Origin of the sequence: Bartonella sp. AU16XJBT, from assembly GCF_028618665.1 — a bacterium.
In the GTDB taxonomy this organism is placed as follows: Bacteria; Pseudomonadota; Alphaproteobacteria; order Rhizobiales; family Rhizobiaceae; genus Bartonella.
In genome coordinates this window covers 18,512-44,474 of sequence record NZ_JAQITF010000004.1, presented here as the reverse complement: position 1 = coordinate 44,474, position 25,963 = coordinate 18,512, and the positions used below count along the sequence as shown (strand labels likewise).

General features: G+C 40.8%; 16 protein-coding genes and 3 pseudogenes. 6 read left to right on the top strand and 13 right to left on the bottom strand.

What is annotated here, in order from left to right; genetic code table 11:
• Nucleotides 1–17: 17 nt before the first annotated feature.
• The 7 genes and pseudogenes from atpA to PVV66_RS03335 all read right to left on the bottom strand — a co-directional run bounded on the left by atpA (nucleotide 18) and on the right by PVV66_RS03335 (nucleotide 7,709).
• Nucleotides 18–1,553, bottom strand: coding sequence for a F0F1 ATP synthase subunit alpha (gene atpA, locus PVV66_RS03365; RefSeq protein WP_273718699.1), 1,536 nt, complete (start codon nucleotides 1,551–1,553; stop codon nucleotides 18–20).
• Nucleotides 1,553–2,137, bottom strand: a complete 585-nt coding sequence (gene atpH / locus PVV66_RS03360) for an ATP synthase F1 subunit delta (RefSeq protein WP_273718697.1) — start codon at nucleotides 2,135–2,137, stop codon at nucleotides 1,553–1,555. The genes atpA and atpH overlap by 1 nt, the downstream gene beginning before the upstream one ends.
• 1,042 nt (nucleotides 2,138–3,179) lie before the next feature.
• Nucleotides 3,180–3,452, bottom strand: a complete 273-nt coding sequence (locus tag PVV66_RS09725) for a hypothetical protein (RefSeq protein ID WP_273718695.1) — start codon at nucleotides 3,450–3,452, stop codon at nucleotides 3,180–3,182.
• A 418-nt stretch (nucleotides 3,453–3,870) separates the two neighbouring features.
• A pseudogene (locus PVV66_RS09670) lies at nucleotides 3,871–4,159 on the bottom strand (hypothetical protein).
• 552 nt (nucleotides 4,160–4,711) lie between these two features.
• Nucleotides 4,712–5,037, bottom strand: a pseudogene (locus PVV66_RS03345) (primosomal protein N'); the annotation flags it as partial.
• Nucleotides 5,037–5,502, bottom strand: a pseudogene (locus PVV66_RS03340) (primosomal protein N'); the annotation flags it as partial. The pseudogenes PVV66_RS03345 and PVV66_RS03340, both read right to left, overlap by 1 nt.
• Nucleotides 5,502–7,709 carry a primosomal protein N' gene (locus PVV66_RS03335; RefSeq protein WP_273718786.1) on the bottom strand — a complete coding sequence of 736 codons (2,208 nt, stop codon included), beginning with the start codon at nucleotides 7,707–7,709 and terminating at the stop codon, nucleotides 5,502–5,504. The pseudogene PVV66_RS03340 and the gene PVV66_RS03335, both read right to left, overlap by 1 nt.
• A gap of 993 nt (nucleotides 7,710–8,702) precedes the next feature.
• Here PVV66_RS03335 and fsa point away from each other — a divergent pair.
• Nucleotides 8,703–9,356, top strand: a complete 654-nt coding sequence (gene fsa / locus PVV66_RS03330; RefSeq protein ID WP_273718690.1) for a fructose-6-phosphate aldolase — start codon at nucleotides 8,703–8,705, stop codon at nucleotides 9,354–9,356.
• Here fsa and PVV66_RS03325 read toward each other — a convergent pair.
• A complete protein-coding gene (locus tag PVV66_RS03325; RefSeq protein WP_273718688.1) occupies nucleotides 9,353–9,946 on the bottom strand; it encodes an LPS assembly lipoprotein LptE in 594 nt (197 codons plus the stop codon). The two genes, fsa and PVV66_RS03325, sit on opposite strands and share 4 nt — an antisense overlap.
• On the bottom strand, nucleotides 9,933–12,587 hold the full coding sequence (gene leuS, locus PVV66_RS03320) for a leucine--tRNA ligase (RefSeq protein ID WP_273718687.1): 2,655 nt from the start codon (nucleotides 12,585–12,587) through the stop codon (nucleotides 9,933–9,935). Before leuS ends, PVV66_RS03325 begins: the two co-directional genes overlap by 14 nt.
• Nucleotides 12,588–12,776: 189 nt before the next feature.
• Here leuS and PVV66_RS03315 point away from each other — a divergent pair, with 189 nt between their 5' ends.
• Together PVV66_RS03315 and acs are read left to right on the top strand one after the other, a co-directional pair.
• On the top strand, nucleotides 12,777–13,484 hold the full coding sequence (locus tag PVV66_RS03315) for a YggS family pyridoxal phosphate-dependent enzyme (RefSeq protein ID WP_273718686.1): 708 nt from the start codon (nucleotides 12,777–12,779) through the stop codon (nucleotides 13,482–13,484).
• 1,317 nt (nucleotides 13,485–14,801) lie between these two features.
• Entirely contained in the window at nucleotides 14,802–16,745 is a 1,944-nt protein-coding gene (gene acs / locus PVV66_RS03310) for an acetate--CoA ligase (protein ID WP_273718685.1), read from the top strand.
• A 38-nt stretch (nucleotides 16,746–16,783) separates the two neighbouring features.
• Here acs and PVV66_RS03305 read toward each other — a convergent pair whose 3' ends face one another.
• Nucleotides 16,784–16,939 (bottom strand): hypothetical protein, encoded by a 156-nt coding sequence (locus tag PVV66_RS03305; protein WP_273760950.1) that lies wholly within the window; start codon nucleotides 16,937–16,939, stop codon nucleotides 16,784–16,786.
• Nucleotides 16,940–17,465: 526 nt separating this feature from the next.
• Between PVV66_RS03305 and ftsE the strand changes: the two genes are divergently transcribed.
• The 3 genes from ftsE to PVV66_RS03290 are packed head-to-tail and all read left to right on the top strand — an operon-like array spanning nucleotide 17,466 to nucleotide 19,741.
• Nucleotides 17,466–18,125 carry a cell division ATP-binding protein FtsE gene (ftsE, locus tag PVV66_RS03300; protein WP_012232498.1) on the top strand — a complete coding sequence of 220 codons (660 nt, stop codon included), beginning with the start codon at nucleotides 17,466–17,468 and terminating at the stop codon, nucleotides 18,123–18,125.
• A complete protein-coding gene (locus PVV66_RS03295; protein WP_273718683.1) occupies nucleotides 18,118–19,071 on the top strand; it encodes an ABC transporter permease in 954 nt (317 codons plus the stop codon). The genes ftsE and PVV66_RS03295 overlap by 8 nt, the downstream gene beginning before the upstream one ends.
• Before the next feature lie 4 nt (nucleotides 19,072–19,075).
• Nucleotides 19,076–19,741, top strand: coding sequence for a YdcF family protein (locus PVV66_RS03290; protein ID WP_273718682.1), 666 nt, complete (start codon nucleotides 19,076–19,078; stop codon nucleotides 19,739–19,741).
• A gap of 1,496 nt (nucleotides 19,742–21,237) precedes the next feature.
• Here the strand turns inward: PVV66_RS03290 and PVV66_RS03285 are convergent.
• From PVV66_RS03285 to PVV66_RS03275, 3 genes are read right to left on the bottom strand one after another with little or no spacing between them, the layout of a single operon-like run.
• Nucleotides 21,238–23,217 carry a MacB family efflux pump subunit gene (locus tag PVV66_RS03285; protein WP_273718681.1) on the bottom strand — a complete coding sequence of 660 codons (1,980 nt, stop codon included), beginning with the start codon at nucleotides 23,215–23,217 and terminating at the stop codon, nucleotides 21,238–21,240.
• 3 nt (nucleotides 23,218–23,220) lie between these two features.
• Nucleotides 23,221–24,444: an efflux RND transporter periplasmic adaptor subunit gene (locus tag PVV66_RS03280; RefSeq protein WP_273718680.1), complete on the bottom strand. Its 1,224-nt coding sequence runs from the start codon at nucleotides 24,442–24,444 to the stop codon at nucleotides 23,221–23,223.
• Entirely contained in the window at nucleotides 24,441–25,919 is a 1,479-nt protein-coding gene (locus PVV66_RS03275; RefSeq protein WP_273718679.1) for an efflux transporter outer membrane subunit, read from the bottom strand. Before PVV66_RS03275 ends, PVV66_RS03280 begins: the two co-directional genes overlap by 4 nt.
• Nucleotides 25,920–25,963: the final 44 nt, after the last annotated feature.

Sequence of the window (25,963 nt, the reverse complement as noted above, 5' to 3'; positions counted from 1 at the left end):
AGCATTCCATCAATTCATCACGAAAAATTTTTCGCATAAGTGTTAAGAACAGTGATCAACTTATCTTTTAGCTCATCTGTTATCTGCTTTTGCTCAGCAATTGCTTGTAAAAGATCTTGATAATCACTCCGCAAAAGCACCAAAAGCCCCTGCTCAAACCGCGCAACATCAGAAACCGCTAGAGAATCAAGATAGCCATTCACACCCGCGAAAATAACCACCACTTGTTCTTCTGTTTTTAGTGGAGAAAATTGTGGCTGCTTCAAAAGCTCTGTCAAGCGTGCTCCCCGATTCAAAAGGCGCTGGGTTGATGCATCCAAATCAGAGCCAAACTGCGCAAAAGCTGCCATTTCACGATATTGTGCCAATTCACCTTTGATCGAGCCGGCAACCTGCTTCATTGCCTTAATTTGTGCTGCCGAACCAACACGCGATACAGAAAGACCAACATTCACAGCAGGACGAATACCCTGATAAAATAAATTGGTCTCCAAGAAAATTTGCCCATCTGTAATCGAAATCACATTTGTAGGAATATAAGCCGAGACATCATTTGCTTGCGTTTCAATGACTGGCAAAGCTGTCAACGACCCCGATCCATTTTCCGCATTCAACTTCGCCGCCCGTTCTAAAAGACGTGAATGCAGATAGAAAACATCTCCCGGATAAGCTTCACGCCCCGGTGGACGACGTAACAAAAGAGACATTTGACGATACGCCACGGCTTGTTTTGACAGGTCATCATAACCGATCAAAGCATGCTGCCCATTATCACGGAAATATTCGCCCATAGCGCATCCAGCAAGAGGCGCTATAAATTGCAAGGGAGCAGGATCAGAAGCGGTCGCCGCAACAATAATAGAATATTCCAGCGCTCCACGTTCTTCTAAAACTTTAACGAATTGTGCCACCGTCGAACGTTTTTGACCGATAGCCACATAAATACAATAAACTTTGTCCTGCTCTCGTCCAGCCTCTTTTTCATGAAAAGGTTTCTGGTTTAAAAATGTATCGAGCAAAATCGCTGTTTTTCCAGTTTGGCGATCACCAATCACCAATTCACGCTGTCCCCGTCCAATAGGGATGAGTGCATCAATTGCTTTTAATCCGGTTGACATAGGTTCATGAACAGACTGGCGCGGAATAATCCCTGGCGCCTTCACATCAACACGACGACGCTCTGTTTCCTTAAGAGGTCCCTTACCATCTATAGGATTTCCAAGTGCATCGACCACTCGCCCTAGCAAAGCGGGACCCACGGGGACATCGACAATAGCGCCCAATCGCTTTACACAATCCCCTTCACGAATATCGCGGTCTGAGCCAAAAATAACCACACCGACATTATCAACTTCCAAATTGAGCGCCATCCCGCGCACACCATTTGGAAAAGCCACCATTTCCCCAGCTTGAACATTATCCAAACCATAAACGCGAGCGATACCATCCCCCACAGAGAGGACCCAACCAATTTCTGAAACCTCAGCCTTTTGGTCAAAGTTTTTGATTTGCTCTTTTAGAATTTTTGAAATTTCAGATGGTCTAATATCCATCAGCTGACCTCTTTTTTCAATGCAAGCTTAAGCGAAGACAATTTTGTTAGAAGAGACGTATCAATTTGAGACGTCCCAACACGAATAATTAATCCACCAAGAATTGTTGGATCCACAATGGTGTGTAGCAAAACTTTTCCCCCAACGACACCTTCCAAAGTCTCACACAATTCTTGGTTTTGTTGAGAACTTAAGGGGCGCGCAGAAACAATTTGCGCAGTAACTTGCTTACGAGCACGTGCAACGCAACCCTGAAAGGCATGGAGAATACCAAATACGGCACTAAGCCTACGGTTTGCTGCAATAACGCGTAAAAAATTACCAACAATCTGTCCTGCTTCTTTATCAGCAAATTTGATGTTTTCACAAACAGATTGCATCACCTTAATTTGCTCTTTGACTGAAAAGAATGGACTGAGCACGAAGTATTTTAAATCTTCATTTTGCTCTAAGACAAGCAAGAAATCCTCCACTGCCTTTTCAATCTTTTCAACGTTTCCTGCTTCTTGAACGCAATTAAAAAGCGCTTGCGCATAGCGTTGATCTACCAACGGCAGCGGTATGAGAGAAAATGAATCCGACACGAAATACCGCCTCTTTCCCTTGAGCGACTCTCTGATAGTTATCAGATGATAATGAAACAGACATTCTCAATCTTAAGAATCTTCTTCTTAAAACCTCGAACGAAAACCATTCGGTTTCTAGCATAGACATAGCCGACTCGCAACACCACAAATCGCTGCTTTTTAAAAATTTTAAATAAAATATTCAAAATATTTTTGAAAAGGATTTTTTTTAGATCCCCAAGATGGCATCACGATTTTTTTATGCCTCTTTTTGACATTCTGTGAAAAAATTTCACGCTCTTTAATTTTGCTTCAAACGCTCTTGCCATCACAAAAAGCGGTTCTTCTTCAAAGATTGCTCCTCTTATCCCCACAAAAGCTTAAGCGAGAGCGAGAAGCGACTGCGACTGCGACTGCGACTGCGACTGCGACTGCGACTGCGACTGCGACTGCGACTGCGACTGCGACTGCGACTGCGACTGCGACTGCGACTGCGACTGCGACTGCGACTGCGACTGCGACTGAAAAAATCTGTTATTTCAAACGGATAATCAAGAAAATAATAATGGATATCCCCTTAAAATTAAGGAAAATGATTCTTTTGCTTGAAATGTCCACTCTTTTTAAAATATTTCACCAAAGCATATTACCCAAACATATTGCCTTGTGAAAACACTTTAAGCATACATGCATTGATTTATAAGGATAATGCATCTTTTTTCCATACCAGATGAGCCCCCAATATCGTAGGATTCTCTCATTTCAAATTCTTTTATCAAAATCATCCCCCTTGCGACCTCACAAGAAAAAGAGGAAACGATTAAAGAAAAACATCTCTGATAAACATTTTCAAGTATCAAGAGCTTCTAGACGCTTAACAATGGTACCAACTTATACCTTTATAAAATAAAGATGGAGAAGCCTTAAAGGCTTTTTCATTTATGAAAGCATTTACATTATTCACGTGCAACATCGTAAAATGAATTCAAGCATTCTGAGAAACATTTGTTAAAACAAGCATATGAAAGTAACCATAATGATAGTCTGTTTTAGGAATATTTTATTTTGAGTGTTCTGCTTTATATGAAAAACATGCCCCCATTAAAGAATGCGAACAACGAAAGCGTAAAAAATGGATCATCTCCTTTTGAGAAAGAAATTCAGCCAATTTGTTGCGTATCAACAAGAAACCACGGGGATATTCATTGGATAATTTTCCAAGCTTTTCTACCGTTGTATCATTGATAGTAAAATGCCGTTTTACAAAACTATCATCATCTCTTTGACGAATAAGAAATGATAAGAAACTAAGGGGGGTGCGAAGTGGTTGCACAATCATATTCGCAACAGTAAAAAATAGTGTTTATTACTCATTGATACAGAGCACGGTATTGTAACAAATAATTTGCTTCAAGGATAATAGAGAAGCATTTTTTACTAAAGCCGCATCACATATACCAAATAAATAAAAATACAGTTGGTTACGGAAATTTTTGCTTTGTATGAAGCACACACAAAATACGCACAACACCATTTGAAATATCATAAATCATGATATAATTTAGATGTACAACAAGCTCACGTGTATTGACAATTCACCCTCAACGACCAAGAGTTAAGAAGTTTGACAAGTTTTTCTGCCTTTTCAAATAAAAGTTGATCAAACTTTAAGGCCGCAGAAGGATTATCTTGCGATATGTATTCACATATCTTTTTGCGGTCAACATGTGCTATTTGTGTCCAAATAAGCTTCATAAAGTTGATCTATCTAGCATTTTGTGTTTCTAAGCGCCATTCTTTTGCCTCTGCTTCGATTTCTTCAGAAGATATTACATCGCCCGCATGAGCAGAATTTATTCCTCATTGAACTTGTTCCCGAAATCATAAATCATGTGCACTTTTTTCTTTTTGTTCTTTTACGATATCGCGCATATAATCCCACAACAATTGTACACCCAATCTATCGCACGCCTTTACTGCTTTGGAAAATTCATTTTTTAATACATCATCAACGCGAAAGGTAAATGTTGTCTCAGCCATTTTACGACCACTCAATGTGTTACAATGTCATTCTCATGCAACACATTTTTACTATTTCTTCAAAAGGTACTGTTAGAGTAAATATTTTATATTTATTTTGCATTTCCGTATCAACAAAATGGTCGTTTTTTGATTCTATTTTACGACTTTCAAAAACGTTCAAAGCCATGCCTTTTAAAGAATAGAGATTAGGAAGTACCTTACGTTTTTGTGACTCTCGTTCTTTGATAAGATCATGCTCCTCACAAAATATAGCTCCCCAACGGAATATACTTGCATTACATATTCACGTGCTTGGTTCATGAGGCATCTCTCAACACTCTCAAGCCCCATTTCGCGACAGCGCCCATGAATGCGAGGTCCCCCCATGAGCCCACATCTTTACGTTTGATCAAGAGCAAACCAGTACCATCACACACTGCCTCAATGTTGCGACAGCCCTTGACGCCAGAATTTTTTCATAAGAGGCATGCCTTTCTTGCACAATTTCACGCCACACAAACTCCCCACCTTTAACGTGCAAAAAGTGAAAACTCTTAATAAATCAATATCTTGTACTAATAAGAGAGGCGCTTCTGCAGGTCCCATAACCGAGATATTTTTTTTCCCCCCGGAGCGCGACTTAACGCAATACACATGCATAATGTTCTGCGATTTGGCGCTGCTTAGAAGACACAATCAAAGAGGCAAGACACCCATAAGGAGACAAATGATAATATTGGCGTGCTCAAAATCTCACGGGTATAAAATTCTTCTGGTTGGCATAAAAGTAAAGCTTTTATGACCGGATGACCCAGCTGATAGGTTTGCAATAATCCTAAACTTTCCAATCCCACACGCCCTGCTCTTCCAGTCACTTGAGAGAGAAAATTGATTGTTAAAAAAAGCTTTGTGGATCAATATCAATTTGAACCTGGACGGAACTAGGCATTTTGGGACTATTGCTAAGCATTGCACGAATAAACCCTTGGATATCAAAAGAGCGCTGTCCTTGCAGTAAAAGCCGAAAACGATAACGCCCCCGAACCAGAGCCAAAGGCGCTTCTGCGGGTCCCATAACCGAGATATTTTTTCCCCAAAGCGCGGCTTGACGCAGGGCCCGCGCATAATGTTCTGCGACTTGGCGCTGTTGTGCCGATACAATCAAAGAAGCAAGACACCCATAAGGAGACAAATGATAATATTGGCGTGCTCAAAATCTCACGGGTGTAAAATTCTTCTGGTTGGCATGAAAGTAAAGCTTTTATGACCGGATGACCCAGTTGATAGGTTTGTAATAATCCTAAACTTTCCAATCCCACACGCCCTGCTCTTCCAGTCACTTGAGAGAGAAAATTGATTGTTAAAAAAAGCTTTGTGGATCAATATCAATTTGAACCCGGACGGAACTAGGCATTTGGGGACTATTGCTAAGCATTGCACGAATAAACCCTTGGATATCAAAAGAGCGCTGTCCTTGCAGTAAAAGCCGAAAACGATAACGCCCCCGAACCAGAGCCAAAGGCGCTTCTGCAGGTCCCATAACCGAGATATTTTTTTCCCGTGGCGCGGCTTGACGCAGGGCCCGCGCATAATGTTCTGCGGCTTGGCGCTGTTGTGCCGATACAATCAAAGAAGCAAGACGCCCATAGGGGGGTAAATGATAATATTGGCGTGCTGCAATCTCACGGGTGTAAAATTCTTCTGGTTGGCATAAAAGTAAAGCTTTTATGACCGGATGATCGGGTTGATAGGTTTGCAATAATCCTAAACTTTCCAATCCTACCCGCCCTGCTCTTCCAGTCACTTGAGAAAGCAGCTGGAAGGTACGTTCACTCGCGCGTAAATCGCCATTGGCAAGACCAAGATCAGCATCAATAACCCCCACCAGAGAAAGCTTGGGAAAATGATGTCCTTTAGCGACCAACTGTGTCCCAATAATAATGTCTACATCACCATTGGCAATGGCTTGCAATTCGCTTCGCAACTGCCCAATTCCCCCTTTGAGATCTGTTGAAAGAATCAATGATCGCGCCTGCGGAAAAAGCCCTTGTGTTTCTTCTGCAATTCTTTCCACACCCGGTCCACAAGCCACGAGATGGTCTAATGTCCCGCATTCAGGACAGGCTTCTGGAAGTGGTTGATGATAGCCACAATGATGACATTTTAATTGCCCTTGCGCACGATGTTCAACCAACCAACTTGAACAATCGGTACAATGAAAACGATGTCCGCAAACTCGGCATAAAGTTAAAGGCGCATAACCACGGCGATTAAGAAAAAGCAGCGCCTGCTCGCCTTTCTCAAGTGTTTGTTTTAAAGCCTTTTCAAGAGCAAAGGAAATAAAGCGCCCCTTTTGCACCCCTCCTTGACGCATATCAACCACCCGCAACTGTGGAAGTGCAACTTCTTTAAAACGAGAGGGTAAATACACCTTTTGATAACGCCCTTTTAAAACATTGGCTTGACTTTCAATCGACGGAGTGGCTGAGGATAAAATAACAGGAAAATGCTCAAAAGAGCCCCGTGCAACTGCCATATCACGCGCATGATAAAAAATGCGCTCTTCTTGTTTATAAGCGCTATCATGCTCTTCATCAACAACAATCAAGCCAAGCGCGTGGAAGGGAAGAAAAAGTGCCGAACGAGCCCCCGCAACGACACGCACCCGCCCTTCTGCAACTTGCCGCCAGACGCGTTCTCTACGACGCGGTGTCAAATCGGAATGCCATTCTGCTGCCGCAGCGCCAAAGCGTGCATAAAAACGATCTAAAAACTGCTGTGTTAAAGCAATTTCCGGCAATAAAATTAAAACTTGGCTACCCCCTTTGAAAGCTTGAGCAACTGCTTCAAAATAAACTTCTGTCTTTCCTGAACCCGTAACACCATCCAGCAAAAAAACTTGAAACTGAGAAGACAAAACCCCTTCCCGTAACAATGTGGCTGCCTCATTTTGTGCGCCCTGCAATTGAGGAGCGCAAAAATCAGGATCAGGCATGCCCACAAGATCAGGAGCAGGAACCTTAACCTCTTCAAAAATTCCTAGCGCTTTTAACCCTTCAACAACAGAAACAGAAGTTCCAGCCGCATGCGCAAGCCCCACACGTGTCCATATTTTCTCATTGCGCACCAATTCCAAAACCCGTAAGCGCGCTGGTGTGAGACGTTCCACATCTCCCCCACAATAGCGCAATCCCAGCATCTGTGCTTCGGGCTCTAAAGCGGCCGGTACGGATAAAACCAATCGTGCAACAAGACCAAAAGGCGTCATCGTATAACGACTCACAAACCGCAAAAATGTAATCATTTCTGCCTTTAATGGGGGACAATCAAAAACATGAAGCACAAAGCGTAATTTTTCACGCGCCACCGAAGCAGTCCGTTGCCCATTCTTTGTCTGCTCTCCCACATCTACAACAAAACCGCAAAGCTCACGCCCCATAACAGGAACACGAACAAAAGAACCAAGTTCCACCTCCATAGAAGACGGAACTTTATAACTATAAGCATGCGCAACAGGAAGAGGAACCAATACAGAGACAACCTTTTCCTCTATCATGTTTGAATTCATCTTTTTAACCAATCTACAATTCCCCCTTATCTAAGATCATCTTATCTACGATCCTCTTGAAAACCAACAGATCTATACTTTATCTTTAAACACCCTTATAAAACGCATTGCGGATAAAATTCATTACGAGATTCAATCACTCTCCCTTTACGACAATACTTTTCTTTCAAAAATTCTTTTTCATACGCATTCCATTTCTAAAACACCAACAATGAACACAAGGTCATCCTCTATAACAAAAAACAGCGCCATTCTTCTGTGCAAATAAAGTTCATCACGATTAAGCTCTCAACATTATATCGTAGATGTGCCCCTCAACAAAGCTATCCCATAGTATGACTTCATGCTCAAGATACATACTTTTATTGTCTTTCCACCTCACATCTCAAATTATTATTAATATATTGATTTATAAAGATAAATTATTTTTTCTCTCATAATAAAAACGCTCAACATGAGAATTTTTTCGTTATAAATAAATTGAAAAACTTCACGCGTAAAACGCAAGCCTTCTTCAATGGTGTTTTACGACACAAAAATCCATTCACTGACACGCGACAAGAAAAACTAAATGTAAACCCTTGAGAAAAGGAAACGTCAAAATTCTCAGATATCAAGAGCAATCACCAACCAAAAACGAACAAAGGGTGTGATAATACTCGCCTATTGCCATAACTATAAAGCTATCGCTCTGCAAAGATGCCGATAGGCAAAAATGCCAAGATACAAAAATGTTCGTGCACAATGAATCCTATGCCTTATTACGAGCAACGCCATGAAAGAGGCATGAAAACAACACGAAATCTTTCTTTACAGAAAGTGGATGCATGATGAATAGCATGGCATTCTTTTTCATTAACACCATGACATTCCCATTTTCTAAAGAGATCTTCATTCTTGCTCTTGCTTTTGCCATCAACAATAGCGCATAACAAAAAACAGGATAAAATGTGAAAAGCTTTGAATAAAAAAGCTAACAAGAAGAGGTTAGAGATGAAGTTTTTTGTGGACAGCGCCAATATTGAAGAAATACGAGAGTTACAGAATTTAAGCCTTGTTGATGGTGTGACCACCAATCCCTCTCTGATCCTAAAATCAGGACGCAATATTCTTGAAGTGACAAAAGAAATTTGTTCTCTCGTAAGGGGACCTGTTTCTGCTGAAGTTGCAGCAACAGAATTTGAAGACATGATGAAAGAAGCAGCTGTTTTAGCAAAGGTTGCTGACAATATTTGCATCAAGCTTCCTTTAACACTTGATGGATTAAAAGCTTGTAAAGCCCTTACAGCAGAAGGATTAAAAACAAATCTCACACTTTGTTTTTCTGCCAATCAAGCCTTACTTGCTGCCAAAGCAGGTGCGACATTCGTTTCGCCTTTTATCGGGAGACTCGATGATTGCGGAATAAATGGCAGTGAACTACTTCATGAAATTCGCACAATTTATGATAACTATAACTTTGAAACGCAAATCTTGGCAGCATCAATCCGCACCGTTAATCATGTCAAAGAAGCAGCCCTCAGCGGTGCTGATGTTGCAACAGTTCCACCAGCAATCTTAAAAGCCCTCATCACACATCCCCTCACTGATAAAGGGTTGCAAATATTTCTCAACGACTGGAAAAAAACCGGACAAAATATTGGCTAGTGGCTAAGAATTTTATGAGAAAGATCTTTTGAAAGTAACAAAAAAATCTGTTCAGCGAGCTCTTCTGCTACACGTTTTTTTGCATCTTCTTCTGCTTGCATCGTTGCATATTCTTGACGAAGCCGCTCAAAAGATGCATTCATGATTGCTGTTCCTTTTGCAACAGGGATATTTTTCATATCCTGCAAGGTATAGGAAGCTTTGCTCATAACAGTTCCAACAGAAGGGCGTCCTTTTCTCTTTTTCTCAAGATCAACCTCTATCTGCATCGATTCTCTTGTAAGGACGGATACCTGCAATGCCAATCGATAAGCCGGTAGAGAAGGCTTACCACCCTTTCCATACAAAAGGAACAGCAGATGATTGCGCACCATTTGTCCAAAACGATCCGAAGGCTCTTCCACAACAATAGAGGCAAGCTTTTGCGCAAGCCCCAAAGAAGCTTGCTGAGAAGAGTCCCCATAAACAGCAGAATTCATTGCACTTAAACTCTGCGACTCTTGACGGTAAAGCGGTTCAACTTTGCACCCACACAACAATGTGAAGACACCCGCTAAAACGACAAGCAGAAAACTTTTAAAGAACGACATTCACAATCCTTTGTGGAACAATAATAATTTTTTTCATAGGTTTTTCAACCAGCTGTGCCTGGACGAAATCTAAAGCCAAAACCGCTTCTTTAATCATCGCCTCACTCGCTGTTGCAGCAACAGTCACCTCACCGCGTTTTTTACCATTAATTTGTACTGGCAAAGTATAGCTTTCTTCAACGATTAATGCGGAATCATATACAGGCCAAGCAAGTTCAGACATTAAAGTTTTCCCCCCTAAAGCAGCATGGCATTCTTCCGCTAAATGCGGCATGATAGGTGCAATCATGGCAAGAAAAAAATCCATGGCCTGACGTAAAGCCGCTTTCATTTCATCCTCAACATCTGCTACCTTATTGAGCAAAGGTGCCATAATATTCAAGAATTCATAAAGGCGTGCAATAGCGCGATTAAAAGCGAATTTTTCTAAATCATCTTCTACAGCGTGGAGCATGCGATGCGCTGCCTTTGACAATTCTAAAGCCGCCCCCTGATGCCCTGCCCGGGGCGCCACATCCTTTAAAACAGCAGCACTCAAAGCCACATGGCGCCAAACACGCTGGACAAAGCGATGTGCACCTTCAACACCCGATTCTGTCCAGATAACATCTCGCTCAGGAGGAGAATCTGACAACACAAACCAGCGTACCGTATCAGCGCCGTAAGATGCAATAATATCATCCGGATCAACGACATTCTTTTTTGATTTTGACATTTTCTCAATCAAACCAATCGTCACTTCGCTTTGATCGGTTAATTTATAAGCACACCGCTTTCCATCTTTTTCAACAATCGAAATCTCTGCTGGAGAAACCCACCCTTGATCATCTCGATAGGTTTCATGCACCACCATCCCTTGGGTAAAAAGCCCCTTAAAAGGTTCATCCACACTCACATGACCGACCAATTTCATAGCACGCATAAAAAAGCGCGCATAAAGAAGATGCAAAATGGCATGCTCAATTCCACCAATATATTGTTGCACAGGCAACCATTCAGCGGTTGCTTGTTTTTCAACAGGTTCTGATGCAAAAGGAGCTGTAAAGCGCGCATAATACCAAGAAGAGTCAACAAATGTGTCCATGGTATCCGTTTCACGTTTGGCAGGTTGACCACAGATCGGGCAAGCAACATTCTGCCACATTTCATGCCGCGCAAGAGGATTGCCCGGTTGATCAAAAGTAACATCATCCGGCAATACAACCGGCAAATCGGCCCGTGGTACAGGCACAACGCCACAAGATGTACAATGGATCATAGGAATGGGGCATCCCCAATAACGTTGACGCGAAATTCCCCAATCACGCAATCGAAATTGCACCGTTTTTTTCCCTTGCGGCTGCCCATGAAGCACTTGTTGTTCAAGCCTTTTGGCGGCTTCTTCAAAGGCTTGTTGGGGTGTCAAGCCGTCCAAAAAGCTGGAATTGATCATCACCCCATCACCCGTATAAGGCATTTCAGCAAGAACAAAATCTTCTACCTTAGTTTCCCTTGGCAAAACCACTGGTTTTATCGGAAGATCATATTTACGCGCAAAATCGAAATCTCTCTGATCATGAGCTGGACAACCAAAAATAGCTCCCGTACCATAGTCCATCAGCACAAAATTAGCGATATAAACGGGAATATGCACTGTTTCATCAAAAGGATGCACCGCCACAAGAGGGGTGAGAACCCCTTGTTTTTCAGCTGTTTCAAGTGCTGCTGTTGTCGTTCCACCACACCGACAATTTTCGATAAAAGCCGCTAAGGCTTTGTCTTTTTTTGCAAGAGATTGTGCAATGGGATGATCAACAGACAGAGCCAAAAAGGAAGCACCAAACAGTGTATCAGGACGCGTTGAGTAACAAACAACCTCATCAAATGCCTCACAAGCATCATCAGCACCACCTGCATCATCAGCTGTTGACTTTAAAGCCCAACGAATCAGCAAACCTTGGGATTTCCCGATCCAATTTTTTTGCATCGTACGAACTTTTTCCGGCCATTGATCCAGTTCTTCAAGCCCCGCCAAGAGATCTTCACTAAAATCGCTAATTTTGAAAAACCACTGGGTCAACTCACGTTGCTCAACCAACGCGCCTGAACGCCAACCCCGTCCATCAACAACCTGCTCATTGGCCAAAACAGTGTGGTCAACCGGGTCCCAATTGACCTTCGCCACTTTACGCGCCACCAACCCCTTTTGATAGAAGTCAAGGAAAAGCATTTGTTGGCGGTGGTAATAGTCCACATCACACGTTGCAAACTCACGCGCCCAATCGAGTGAGAGTCCTAATTGCTTTAATTGCCCACGCATAACCGCAATATTTTCATAGGTCCAAGTTTTAGGATGCACTTTACTTTGCAAAGCAGCATTTTCAGCCGGCATACCAAACGCGTCCCAGCCCATAGGATGAAGCACGTTAAAGCCCTTTGCACGTTTATAGCGTGCTACAACATCTCCCATGGCATAATTGCGCACATGCCCCATGTGAATGCGACCTGATGGATAAGGGAACATCTCTAAAACATAATATTTTTCGCGACCATCTCCTTGGACAGTCTGAAAAATTTTCTTTTCATCCCAAATTTCTTGCCATTTTTTTTCTCTCGCACGTGGATTATAGCGCTCGCCTATCTTATAATGTTCAATCGTCATTCCCATTATACTCTTTTAATTTATACTTTTTAATAAAACTGAACCAAAAACTTGTTTTATTATGCTTGACCATGGATTAATCTCATCGTCAACATTTTCGTGAAATATTTCCCTAAGTATTTTATAAAAACACCAACCCTTGAATAAAACTTGAACAAAATTTAAACAAACACGATAAAGCACAAAAACATGAATACACACACGCCCCCTCATAGCCCCTCCCCCCCACATAACTCTTCTATTGAAGCATTACACAACCTTCAAAAAGACATTGCGGCACTCTGCCAAGAGCTACAACGCCCCAGGGAAGAAGTTGAACTTATCGCTGTTTCAAAAACTGTTTCCATAGAGGATATACGTCCTCTTTTACAAGCAGGTCAATCTCTGTTTGCAGAAAACCGCGTACAAGAGGCGGCACAAAAATGGCTCGGGTTACGTCAACAATTTAAAAATATTAAACTTCACCTCATCGGTCCCTTACAATCCAATAAAGCCGCTGAAGCTGTAAAGATTTTTGATATCATTCAAACGGTTGATCGTGAAAAAATAGCCAAAATTTTGGCAGAAGAAATGCAAAAACAAAAAAGGCATATCCCCTGCTATGTTCAGGTCAATATTGGCTTAGAACCGCAAAAAAGTGGTATAGCACCGCAAGAAGTAATCCCTTTTGTTTCTCAATGCAAAAACAACTATGGACTTGATATCATTGGTCTTATGGCCATCCCCCCTGTGGACGAAAACCCTGGACCCTATTTCGCTCTATTAGCAAAGCTAGCAAAACAAGTGGAACTTCCAAAGCTTTCCATGGGCATGTCCAATGATTTTAAAACAGCTCTGCAATTTGGTTCGAATGTCCTTCGCATTGGCTCTGCTTTATTTGGCAAACGCCCCGTGTAAAACCTCATGTAAATACATTCCCCCAAGATACATTCCCCCAACCCATTGAAAACTCTATGATACAAGCCAAAAGCAACAGAAATGAAAAAAACCCCTCACTATCAATAAAAAGTGCAACTCTAGCAGAAAAAATGCCCGTCCCTCTTTCACCCTATGAGCAAAATGAACAAAAAAGCTTGGGAATGTTGGTTATAATTTATAGAAAATAGCGACAAAGATATCTCTGAAATTAGTAGTTTTGTAAATATATTCGAGAGAATATACCAAATATCTATGGACAAAATAATTTTCAGAGATATCTGCTATATAAAATATTATAATCAGGATCTTTTTATAATGAATATTCTTTATAAAATTGCAAGATTGCTCTTAATACTCATTGTATTTATCCCTATATATGCTACTTTTGTTAAAACATTCGGTGGTTGGAGTTGGAAACAATCCATAATGACAGGATTATTTGTGTGAATTCTATTTTTTATTTCTGATAGTTTGTGTAGATACTTTGGTTTATATTAATAGTTATCGGATGAGTTCCGATTACACTGAATAAAATAGCGATGGTGCTATTTAATGAGAAATTATCATTTATAATGTCAGATTTTACTTATAAAATTATTGGATCATTGGCGGTAGCAGTTTTTTTGGTTTAGTACATCTTTTTTATTATAAATTTTTTTCTTATAGTTGGAAAGATTCTCTAAAAAACGCATTATTAATAAGCATTATGTTCTTTTTTGTTAGTATTTTATTAAACTATATTGGTTTATCTCAACTTTTGAGAAATATTTTATAATGAACATTCGTTATGAAATCATAAGGCTGTTTTGCATTCTCATTGTATTCATCCCTATATATGCTATTGGTTTTAAAAAAATTGGTGGTTACAGTTGGAAAGTAGCTATAAAATCAACATTATATACAGTAATTCTGTTCATTGTTTTTGATATTTTGCGTAGATACTTTGGTTTATATTAATTTTATTGAATTTATTATTTAAAAATTTATTCCTTAAAAATGAGTGAATACAAAAAATATTCGAATTGATCACCTGTGAAGTACTCTTCATCTGCCTCTTATATGATATTTAATATCTTTATGCTTTTATAAAAAGCTCTGTACGACAATAGGCTCTGCCGTATTTAGATATCCTAAAAGCATAGAATCCCCTCTTTAATATCACCACATCAGATTTTAAAAATTGACTATTCCAATCTTTGTCATTTAGTCTACCCTCATAATGAAAAGCTTACGGGGAAGTTTTGCCTAAAAATACAGTGGGCTGATTTTCCCTAAGATAAATCAAAAGAGGGAAACATGACTGAAAAAATTTATCCGATATCAGAAGAGATCAAAAAAAATACTTTGCTCGATGAGGAAACTTATCAAAAATGGTATCGAGAAAGCATCAATGATCCAGAAAGCTTCTGGGCAAAACATGGTCAATGTATTGAATGGTTTAAACCTTTTACAAAAGTAAAAAAAACTTCTTTTAATGAAGATGTATCAATTCAATGGTACGAAGATGGGATAACAAATGTAGCCTATAATTGCATTGATCGTCATCTGAAAACCCATGGCGATCAAATTGCGCTCATTTGGGAAGGGGATAATCCTTATCATGATAAAAAAATAACCTATAACGAACTTTATGAACATGTTTGTCGTTTTGCCAATCTTTTAAAAAACCACGGTGTCAAAAAAGGCGATAAAGTAACCATTTATCTTCCTATGATTCCCGAAGCAGCCTATGCCATGCTCGCTTGTGCCCGCATTGGTGCTGTTCATTCGGTTATTTTTGCAGGCTTTTCTGCTGAAGCCATAGCAGGACGCATTGTTGACTGTGAATCGACCTTCATTATTACTGCTGATCACGGCTTGCGGGGTGGCAAACGAATTAACTTAAAAGACAATGTTGACCATGCTATTGAAATAGCCGCCCGCCAAAATGTGCGTGTCGATCAAGTTATGGTTATACGGCGGACTTGCGGACCAATTGATTGGATAGATGGGCGTGATTTTTGGTACCACGAAGAAATCACTCATGCAAAAACAGACTGTCCAGCAGAACCAATGAATGCTGAAGATCCGCTTTTTATTCTTTATACTTCAGGCTCAACCGGCAAACCCAAAGGTGTTTTGCATACCACAGGGGGCTATCTTGTTTATGCCGCAATAACCCACAAATATGTTTTTGATTATCACCCTGGTGAAATTTACTGGTGTACAGCTGATATTGGTTGGATTACGGGGCATTCTTACTTGGTTTATGGTCCTTTATGCAACAAAGCCACCACTTTAATGTTTGAAGGCACGCCAACCTTTCCTGATAAGGGAAGATTTTGGGAAATTGTCGACAAACACCAAGTCAATACGCTCTATACAGCACCAACCGCTATCCGCGCCTTAATGGGGGCAGGAAATTCATTTGTTGAACACTCAAAAAGAACATCCTTACGTCTTTTAGGAACCGTAGGTGAACCCATTAATCCAGAAGCATGGGAATGGTTTTATCACACAATTGGAAATGACCGTTGTCCGATTCTCGATACATGGTGGCAAACAGAAACAGGGGGACACATGATCACCCCCCTCCCCGGTGCAATACCTCTCAAAGCAGGCTCCGCTACACGTCCTTTCTTTGGGGTTCAACCCCAAATCGTTGACGAGCAAGGAAATATTCTGGAAGGGGAAGCAGAAGGCAATCTTTGTATTATTGACTCATGGCCAGGACAAATGCGCACGCTCTATAAGGATCATGAGCGCTTTATCGAAACCTATTTTTCCACCTATAAAGGGAAATATTTTACAGGCGATGGCTGTAGACGCGATAGTGATGGCTATTATTGGATTACAGGGCGCGTTGATGACATTCTCAATGTTTCAGGGCACAGACTAGGAACAGCAGAAATTGAATCAGCCCTTGTTTTGCACCCTGCTGTTTCTGAAGCTGCTGTTGTTGGTTACCCTCACCCCATTAAAGGACAGGGGGTCTACAGTTTTGTCACCCTCATGGAAGGAACAGCGCCAAGTGAAGAATTGCAAAAAGACCTTATCAAGCATGTCAGAAAGGAAATAGGCTCCATTGCTATATTGGATAAAATTCAGTTTGCTCCGCAGCTTCCCAAAACGCGATCAGGAAAAATTATGAGACGTATTTTACGAAAAATCGCTGAAAATAATTTCGATAATTTAGGAGATATTTCAACCCTTGCCGAACCACAAGTTGTTGAAGATCTAATTGCCAACCGACAAAATTAAAAACACCATGGTTTAACGCACAATATCACCGGTAGGCTTTAGCCCTTTGCTAAAATAATCCCAGCATTCTTGCTAAAGCCGCCGGTAAAAATCCAAGCCAACACCACTATTTTGTTTGCAACCCAAAATATTGCACCACTCTTATAGCATAATCCTTCATAAGAGATAATTTGCACTTTAGATGTTTTATCCACACACACATTTCAAACCGCAAACGAATGCTATAAAAGGCTTGCCATGGTTTTACTGTCGGTAAAACTTTTTTATCAATTTATCAAATTGTAAGATGATAAATTATTCTTATAAATCAATCTATTTTGGCAAAAAAACAACAAAAAAACTTTCAAAACCTTTGAAAACAAATCGTTTTTTTCATAACCCATCCAAAAACAAACAAAGATTAAAATTATAAAAGATGCGTTTTAATACACATTAAAGCAAAAAATACACAAACCCCATCAACCACAAAACGAGAAAGATCAAGATTAAGTCGAAAAACAAGCATAGCAGTTCTTATGTTTCTGCTAGAAACACCTTGGAATTCCTGCTAAAATCATAAATAAAGGTAAAATAAAGAAATATAAGAGATATTTTACAAACAATATTTCTAAAGCACAGATTAAGAAATATTGCGCGTTGTGAAGTATGAACAAGATTGAAAACAATAGGAGCAAAATTCCTGAGAGTAATACACTATAAAAACAGAAGTGGTAACGAAAAGTGATTCATTTTGAAAATGTCGGTCTGCGCTATGGAATGGGCCCAGAGGTCCTTCGCGATATTAGCTTTCATATTCCTGCTGGCTCATTTCAATTTCTCACCGGGGCCTCTGGGGCGGGTAAAACATCATTGATGCGTCTGATGTTTTTGGCACTCAAACCCACCCGCGGTCATATTGATCTATTTGGAACAGATACAGCGTTGCTCAAACGACAAGAGCTCCCTGCGCTACGACAACGTATCGGTGTAGTTTTTCAAGATTTTCGTCTTCTTGACCACATGACCACTTATGAAAATGTTTCCTTGCCCTTACGCATTAAGGGACAAGAAGAAGCAACCTATCGCAGTGAAGTAGAAGATCTTCTCTGTTGGGTAGGTCTTGGCGATCATATTCATGTTTTACCACCAGTTCTTTCCGGTGGGGAAAAACAAAGAGTCGCCATTGCGCGTGCGCTTATTGATCAACCCGAAATTCTGCTTGCGGATGAACCAACAGGAAATGTCGATCCGCCCTTGGCAAAACGCCTGCTGCGTTTGTTTATTGAATTAAACCGTTTTGGAACAGCTGTTATCATTGCCACTCATGATATCGCCTTAATGGAACAAGTTGCAGCACGGCGTATGCTCCTCCATAACGGACGGATGACGATTCATGAATAAATTTTTCCCCGTTTTTACCAGCAATAAAAAAAACACAACAGCGATTATTCCCAGTGGCAATATTTCTGGAAAAGCGCTAGTAGCCGTGATTGCTATTATGACATTTCTCTCAAGCCTCACCTTAATTGGTGTTGATTTAGTCCAGCGTTCTGCCAAAAATTGGAGCAATCAAATTAGCTATGAAGCAACAATACAAATACGCCCCGTTGACAATGTTGATATCAACAAAGCACTTCATGAGGCAGTAACATTGGTTAAAACCTTCTCTGGTGTACAAGATGCAAAAATTGTTGACCAAAAAGCCACTGAAAAGTTACTGGAGCCATGGCTTGGAACAGGTTTTAATGTCAATGAACTCCCTCTTCCCCGTCTTATCATTGTCACCTTGAAGGAAGATGAAACAATCAATTTTGCTGCCATCAATCATGCCATTAAAACTCAAATTCCAGGCGGTCAATTTGATGATCACCGTGTTTGGATCCATCGTTTTGCAACCATGGCATATACCACGGTTTTTATTGGTTTTTCAATTTTAGCCTTGGTTCTAGGCTCTCTTATCCTCACCATCATTTTTGCCACCCGCAATGCATTGGCAGAAAATGCCTATATTATTAATGTGTTATATTTTCTTGGCACTGAAACCCTTTTCATTGCGCGTCAATTTGATTGGCATTTTTTTAAAACTGCGCTGCGCGGTGCTTTGTATGGTGGTCTCACAAGCATCTTTCTGTTTTCAGCCTTTTGTTTCTGGACGAATTATAACCTAGGAAGAGCAGAAGCCAGCCAAGTAACGGCTTTATTAGGACATATTTCCATAAGTTCCATTCCTTATGGAAAAATCATTCTCCTTATTATTTTTGTTTCTTTTCTCACCACCCTTACCAACCGCATGACTATTTTAGCGCAACTGAAAAAAATCGATCAATGTGAAAACGGTTTATTTTAATTTTATGACTCACAACAGCCCCAACTCATTGACGCAAAACAATTTAGACCGCTCTGTTCCAAAACGGCTCCACTATAGTTGGTCTCCCCGCTGCTTATTTCGCTATTTTCCCCCCACAACACTGACTCTTGTAGTCATTGTTTTCATTTTTTGGGGTGGTTTTATTATTTTTTCTGAAAAAACCGAACGACTTATCCCCCCAACGCCTCTTCCCAAGGCCGATGCTATCATTGTGCTTACAGGCGGAGAACACCGAATAGAGACAGGACTTCATCTCTTACAAAAGGGGCTTGGTTCACGACTCCTCATCAGTGGCGTAAATACCTCAACCAATCTAAAGAGTTTCATGCATAACATGCATATTAGCCCACAGCTTATCTCCTGTTGTATTGACATTGGGCATCAAGCGATTAACACTAGAGGAAATGCCCAAGAAAGTGCCGCTTGGATAAAAAAGCATCACTATAAAACCCTTTATATCGTCACCCATGATTACCACATATGGCGCTCGATGCGTGAACTTAAATATCTCATGCCTGATATCCATTTCATTGCTTATCCTGTGAAAAAGAGCAAAGCTGAAAGCACAATACAACAGATCAAACAAACCCGTATTCTGATATTCCAATATATTAAAACACTGCAAGTCTATATCAGAACCGTCTTCTGACCTTTCCTCTTATGACTTTAAACTTTTCCTCTTCTAACTGCTTCATACCGTTCTCTCCATACTTTTCCACACGAGTTACCGCTATAAAAGATCGACAGAACTTCCCTTCATGTCAAGAAATACACCCCAATACACGTGTCATTGTCTTGCATGTTCACCCAAAGACATCTCTTACAGCCCAAACTTGATCTCACGACACAGATCTACCGATGACATCCCAACGGTATTAGACAGCTCTCGTAAATAGAGCTCCCCAGACAGCTATAAGATCTCCAGACGTGTCATAAAAATCTCTTTATATTACCATCTTTACGCTTCCATAAAAAATGCAAATCACCCCATCTTAATATTTTGCCATCCCCCAATATGACGATAGCTCTTAAAAACCACTTTGGATGATGAGCAAGGGGCATGCGTTACGCCTTTAACAGTATTCATAGACCAACCTCATATGACATGCAAGGCAGTCATTTTAAAGGCTTAAAAGTGAGAAAATTGATGATTCTTAGAGTTCTCATTCAAGAGAGCGAACGTTAAATGATCATTATAAATCAATAGATTACTAACAATCTCTTCATTCTATAACGCATCTTCATAAGAGCATTTTAGATCACAGATACAATAAGCTCAAAACGCACACCACCACAAACATCCCACGCTCTTCATAGCAATCTTTTTTTAAAATCATTTTCTTCTTTCAAATCACTTTTTGTTTGGTTTCCTCCCCACATCTCAAAGGACACTTTAACCCCCACAAATCTGTAAACAATAACATCCAGCTTTTTATCTAACGCGTTCCACCGGCTCACTTCTGATTACCCTCACTCAAAAGATAGATTTCATGAGAGTTATGAGTTCCTTCCAACCGCTCAAAGAACGAAAATGCCGATCAACAACGGTTTGTAAAAAAATCCACTTTCTCTGGACAAGCTCCTCTGGACTTCCCCATTTATATGCTCCACGCCTACAAGGCTCGACAAGCAAACCCTGCCCCAAAATATTTACCCCTGTCGCTAAAGCTCATGTATCAAAATTTTAGCGACCTTATTGCGTAGGATATTTTATTACCTACCAACGATTCATAAAGATAAGTGTTTTTCATCTCAAATAAGAGTCTCGGATATTGCAGACTCTCTCATTTTAAATCTATGTCTATTGAAATCACTTGCTTGCACATCACAAGCAGGGCTGGCGTATCAATAAAAACCATAAAGAAAGAACGAGAAATGCCTTTTATGAAGAGTTTTAAATCTACACCATTCTAATACCAAGGACTGCAACATTGGGGGGCAGTGTATGATGGTTCCAGTTTGCTCTTGGGTCAAGCGTAAAGATGGTAGTGTGCTATAAAATTTCATGAGTCTAATGATATGTTCCACTTAACCAATGAGGCATTTTCTAGGAGAGAACAGCGGATAATCAAACTTTTTCCAGATCATATTTTTCTTCAAAAACGCTCTATCATAACAACAAACATGTCTTAAATTGATGAGCACTTAATCACGCGAGAGTGCAACAACCGGGTCAAGCCGTGAAGCTTGTCGCGCTGGCGAAAAACCAAAACATATTCCAATGAGAGTGGAAAAAGTAAGGGATAGGAGGATTGAATCTATTGTATAAACAAGGTGGATAGGCGCCTTAAAGAGTAAAAATAACCCCCCAATAGAGAATCCAAAGAGGATTCCTAAACCGCCCCCAATGACACAAACCAAAATTGCTTCAATAAGAAATTGCTGCAAAATATCACTTTGGCGTGCCCCAACAGCCATACGCACCCCAATTTCATTAATCCGCTCAGAAACCGTGACCAACATAATATTCATCACCCCAATCCCCCCTACAATGAGTGAAATCGCTGCAATTGAAGACACTAAAAGCGTTAAAATATGTGTACTCTCCATAATACGTTCACGGAAAAATTCAGAATTTCGAATGAAAAAATCTTCCCCACCATGGCGCATAATGAGAAAACGCTTCACCATAGTCTCGGCGAGATGTGAATCAACCTCATCGGCAATTTTAACCATAATGGCACGAACCTGCGTTGTTCCAAGAAAACGCGTTTGCACGGTTGTATAGGGCAAATAAATCTGCAACGTATTTGAACTACCTCCATTATTTTGCGGATCTACCACCCCAATGATACGTGCGGGAACATTGCCTAGATGAACAATTTTCCCTATTGGACTCCCATGACTATGAGGAAAAAGCACCGCAAGCGCTTCTTTTTCAATGACGAGATCAACAGCTCGTTCATGTACACTTTTTTGATCAAACAACTGCCCTTGAACAGCCTTGAGCCCTTGTGTTTGGAAAAATTGTTCTCCCACCCCGGTAATCATAGCATTAACTTCAACGGAACCAAAACGAACCGTAGAACTTGCTGAAATCTGAGGTGTTACACCAGAAACATAGGGAAGATTAGAAAGGGCTTCCGCATCTGCTTCCACCAAACTCGTTATCTTTTCTGCTTGTGGATCAGAAAAACTTTTCCCCGGGAAGATTGTCAAGGTATTGGAACCCAAGCTTTTAAAATTTTCTAGTATTTTTTCTCGCGTACCATTTCCCAAAGCAACCATGGCAATAATCGCCCCAATACCAATAATCACCCCGAGCATTGTTAAAAAAGTGCGCATCCGGTGTGCATTCATAGCCAACAAAGCCATGATAAATGCTTCACGAAAACGTTCAACAAAAGAACGAAAAAAACCTAGTGTTTTTTGATCTTTCAGATTTTGCTTTTCCTGAACATAAGGTGCAGCCTTTGTTTTTTTACCCTTTGACACATTATCTGCAATAATTTCCCCATCACTGATTTCGATAATACGATCGGCTCTTTTAGCCACCTGCATATCATGCGTTACGATAATAATAGTGCGCCCTTCTTGATGAAGCTCATCCAAAATACGCAAGACTTCTTGACCACTGTGTTTATCTAAAGCACCGGTTGGCTCATCGGCAAGAATAACCTCCGCATTATTCATCAATGCTCGCGCAATAGATACCCGTTGCTGCTGCCCCCCTGAAAGCTGATTAGGACGATGATTGATTCGCTCTCCCATCCCTAAGCGTATTAACAAGTCCTGAGCACGTTTTTTTCTTATATCTGGTGCATAGCCTGCATAAATAGCTGGAATTTCAACATTGCCAAGTGCGGTTAATTCATTCAACAAGTGATAGCGCTGAAAAATAAAGCCAAAATGATTGCGTCGTAAAGCGGACAATTCATCAGCAGAAAGAGAAGCTATTTCTTTTCCAGAAATCCAATAACGACCAGAACTTGGTCGATCAAGACAGCCTAGAATATTCATCAATGTGGACTTTCCAGAACCAGAAGCCCCCACAATTGCCACCATTTCACCACGCTTAATGGTCAAATTGATATCCTTTAAGACAGTGACAAATGTTTCACCCGCAGGAAATGTGCGCACAATATTTTCTAAAACGAAAACAGCATCTGCTTTTTCTGCTTTCATGACTTAATTCTCATCTTCACTGTGTTCATCAGGGATTTCTGGCATCACACCATCGCGCGAACCGGTAATAACCACATCCCCCTCATCAAGCCCTGAAACAATCTCTGCCATCACTTTATTATTAAGCCCTACGGTCACTTGTTTTGCCACCACTTTATTTTCCCCCACCAACAGTGAAACCCATGCTTTGCCCTCTTTTGTTTCATCACGCAAAGCATCACTTGGAACCAGCAAAACATTCTGAGCACGTCCTAAAATAATATGCACTTGAGCAGTCATATAAGTTCGCAAAAAGTTGTCTTTATTATCAACATGCACAACCCCATTATAATAAATCGCCGACGAGACAAGAGAACTAGAACCTCCCATACCAGGGTTAATACTCACATCAGCACGAATGGATTCAGGAGCCGGATCAACCCTTTCTAGCGTTCCCTCATAACGACGATTTGAATTGCCTAATACCGTAAAATAAAGAGGTTGTCCGGCGCGAACTTTAAGAATGTCAGCTTCCGAAATTTGTGCTTTGACTGTCATCTTTGACAAATCGCCTAAAATAACAATTGTAGGCGCAGACTGAACAGCATTAACATTCTGACCTTCTTCAACAACTGTTGCCAAAACCGTTCCCGCTGAAGGAGCAGTTATCCGCGTATAACTGAGATTAACCTCTGCACTCTCCACATCAATTTGGGCTTGTACAATCTGTTGACGCAATTGAGCAATTTGTGCTTCGCGTATTTTCACCTGTGTCACTGCATCATCAAGATTAGCTTTTGAAATTGCATGCGATTCGATCATTTTTTTCTGCCGCGCTAAATTTTTCTGTGCAAGAGAAAGATAAGCTTCTTGTTCCACTAAATTTGCATGATAATGAGATAAGGCTGCTTTTTTTCTTTTCAGATCATTTTCTTGGTCTGTAGGATCAATTTCTGCCAAGAGATCTCCCTCTTTGACAACACTGCCCGGAAAAACGCGCATGGAAATCACCCGCCCCGTAGCACGCGCTCCAACCGCTACCAACCGATAAGGACGCACAAGCCCAGAAGCTAAAACACTTTCCTCAATATCACCACGCTTTACCACAGCGGTCATATACGTTGGTGTGGATGTTCCAAAAAAAACAGAGCGTAACCACAAAAAAATGATAATAATGAAGAGAGAAAGAAGAAAGAACGAAAGCTTTTTGCGTTTTGTAATGAAATTTTTGATGAAACTTTTTTTCATTGCCCTACCTTTGCAAGTGAATGGGAAACACCATCAACAACTTCCGGACGTGACACATCAACGACACCATCCCATCCACCCCCTAATGCTTTCATCAGAGCAATATATTGGGTAGCTAAAGCAATGCGGCTATCTTTAAGTGCCATTTGCGCAGAATAATAGGAACGATCAGCATTTAATAATTCAAGAAAACTGGTATTGCCATTTTCAAAAAGGCTTCGTGAAAGTTGTAAAGAATGCAGGAAAGCTTTATTTGCAACAACAAGTTTTTCAAGGCGCTGATGTTCCTTTGTTAATCTCACGAGTGCATTTTCAACATCTTCTAAAGCGCCCAATACAGCCGCCCGATAAGTAATAAAAGCCTGATCACGCTGTGCCCGTGCCATCGCCACAGAGGCAACAATCTGTCCTCCATTAAAGAAGGGGAAACGAAGACTAGGGCCAAAAGACCAGCCAATGGTTGAACTTTTCCATAATTGATCTATTGTGGTTGCTGCTGTTGAAATATTCCCTGTTAAAGTGAGAGATGGATAACGTTCTGCCTCACGCTGACCAATGCGTGCTGTTGCTTGTGCATATTGGCGCTCTGCACGTCGTAAATCTGGACGTGATAACAAAATATCTGCCGGAATTCCTGCTGGTATTGGCCATTGTGGTTGCGGAATTTTCACGTGTTTGGCATTTTTTTGCAAAAGATCCTTTAAAGCCGTAGGCACATGACCGGTTAAGACGGAAAGGCGATGCATACTCATGGCCACATTTGCTTCCATCTGAGAGATATCGGCTTCTGTATTAGCCATTTGCGCTTTTGCATTTGAAACATCAAGCTCAGAAATATCACCTGCTGTTAATTTTGCTTGCATCAATTCATATGTTCTGCGTTGTGTCGCAGCGATTTGCCGCACAATCAACAACTTTTGTTGCCAACCACGCATTTGAACATAATTTGTTGCCACCTCTCCTAACAATATGACCATGGTAGCACGCATATCTTCCACGGTTGCTTCAAGACCATACTGTGCGGCTTCAACGCCTCGCTTATGCCCTCCAAAAAAATCAAGCTCCCAACTCGCATCAAGTCCACTACGATATTGGTTCAATGTATCAGATTGTTTAGATCCGCTACGGGTTCCTGAAATTGTATTTGACGCATTTGGCAACAAAGATCCCACCACTTGCCCTAAACTCGCACGCGCCTCACGAACCCGGGCTTTGGCAACGGCCACATCATTATTTCCAGAAATTGCCTGATCCATTAATGCATTTAAAACTGGATCATTTAAACACCGCCACCATCCTGCAAGGGAAATTGAACGCTGAGACGTCTGTTCAGACTGCTGTCCCCATCGAGATGGAACAGAAAAAGATGTCTTATGATAATTTGGCCCCACCATACATCCAGACAAAAGAAAACAAAGCAAGACACTAGAAAATAATCTGCGAGAAGTGCCCCTTTTGAGATTTTTGATATCCATCTAGTCTCCCGCATTCTTTCAGAATCATTATGTAATATTAATAC

Bases quoted from the DNA above. Each gene is read 5' to 3' on its own strand.
- atpA (WP_273718699.1), bottom strand. From the start codon at position 1,553: ATGGATATTAGACCATCTGAAATTTCAAAAATTCTAAAAGAGCAAATC.
- PVV66_RS03335 (WP_273718786.1), bottom strand. From the start codon at position 7,709: ATGAATTCAAACATGATAGAGGAAAAGGTTGTCTCTGTATTGGTTCCT.
- fsa (WP_273718690.1), top strand. From the start codon at position 8,703: ATGAAGTTTTTTGTGGACAGCGCCAATATTGAAGAAATACGAGAGTTA.
- PVV66_RS03325 (WP_273718688.1), bottom strand. From the start codon at position 9,946: ATGTCGTTCTTTAAAAGTTTTCTGCTTGTCGTTTTAGCGGGTGTCTTC.
- leuS (WP_273718687.1), bottom strand. From the start codon at position 12,587: ATGACGATTGAACATTATAAGATAGGCGAGCGCTATAATCCACGTGCG.
- PVV66_RS03315 (WP_273718686.1), top strand. From the start codon at position 12,777: ATGAATACACACACGCCCCCTCATAGCCCCTCCCCCCCACATAACTCT.
- acs (WP_273718685.1), top strand. From the start codon at position 14,802: ATGACTGAAAAAATTTATCCGATATCAGAAGAGATCAAAAAAAATACT.
- PVV66_RS03295 (WP_273718683.1), top strand. From the start codon at position 18,118: ATGAATAAATTTTTCCCCGTTTTTACCAGCAATAAAAAAAACACAACA.
- PVV66_RS03290 (WP_273718682.1), top strand. From the start codon at position 19,076: ATGACTCACAACAGCCCCAACTCATTGACGCAAAACAATTTAGACCGC.
- PVV66_RS03285 (WP_273718681.1), bottom strand. From the start codon at position 23,217: ATGAAAGCAGAAAAAGCAGATGCTGTTTTCGTTTTAGAAAATATTGTG.
- PVV66_RS03280 (WP_273718680.1), bottom strand. From the start codon at position 24,444: ATGAAAAAAAGTTTCATCAAAAATTTCATTACAAAACGCAAAAAGCTT.
- PVV66_RS03275 (WP_273718679.1), bottom strand. From the start codon at position 25,919: ATGGATATCAAAAATCTCAAAAGGGGCACTTCTCGCAGATTATTTTCT.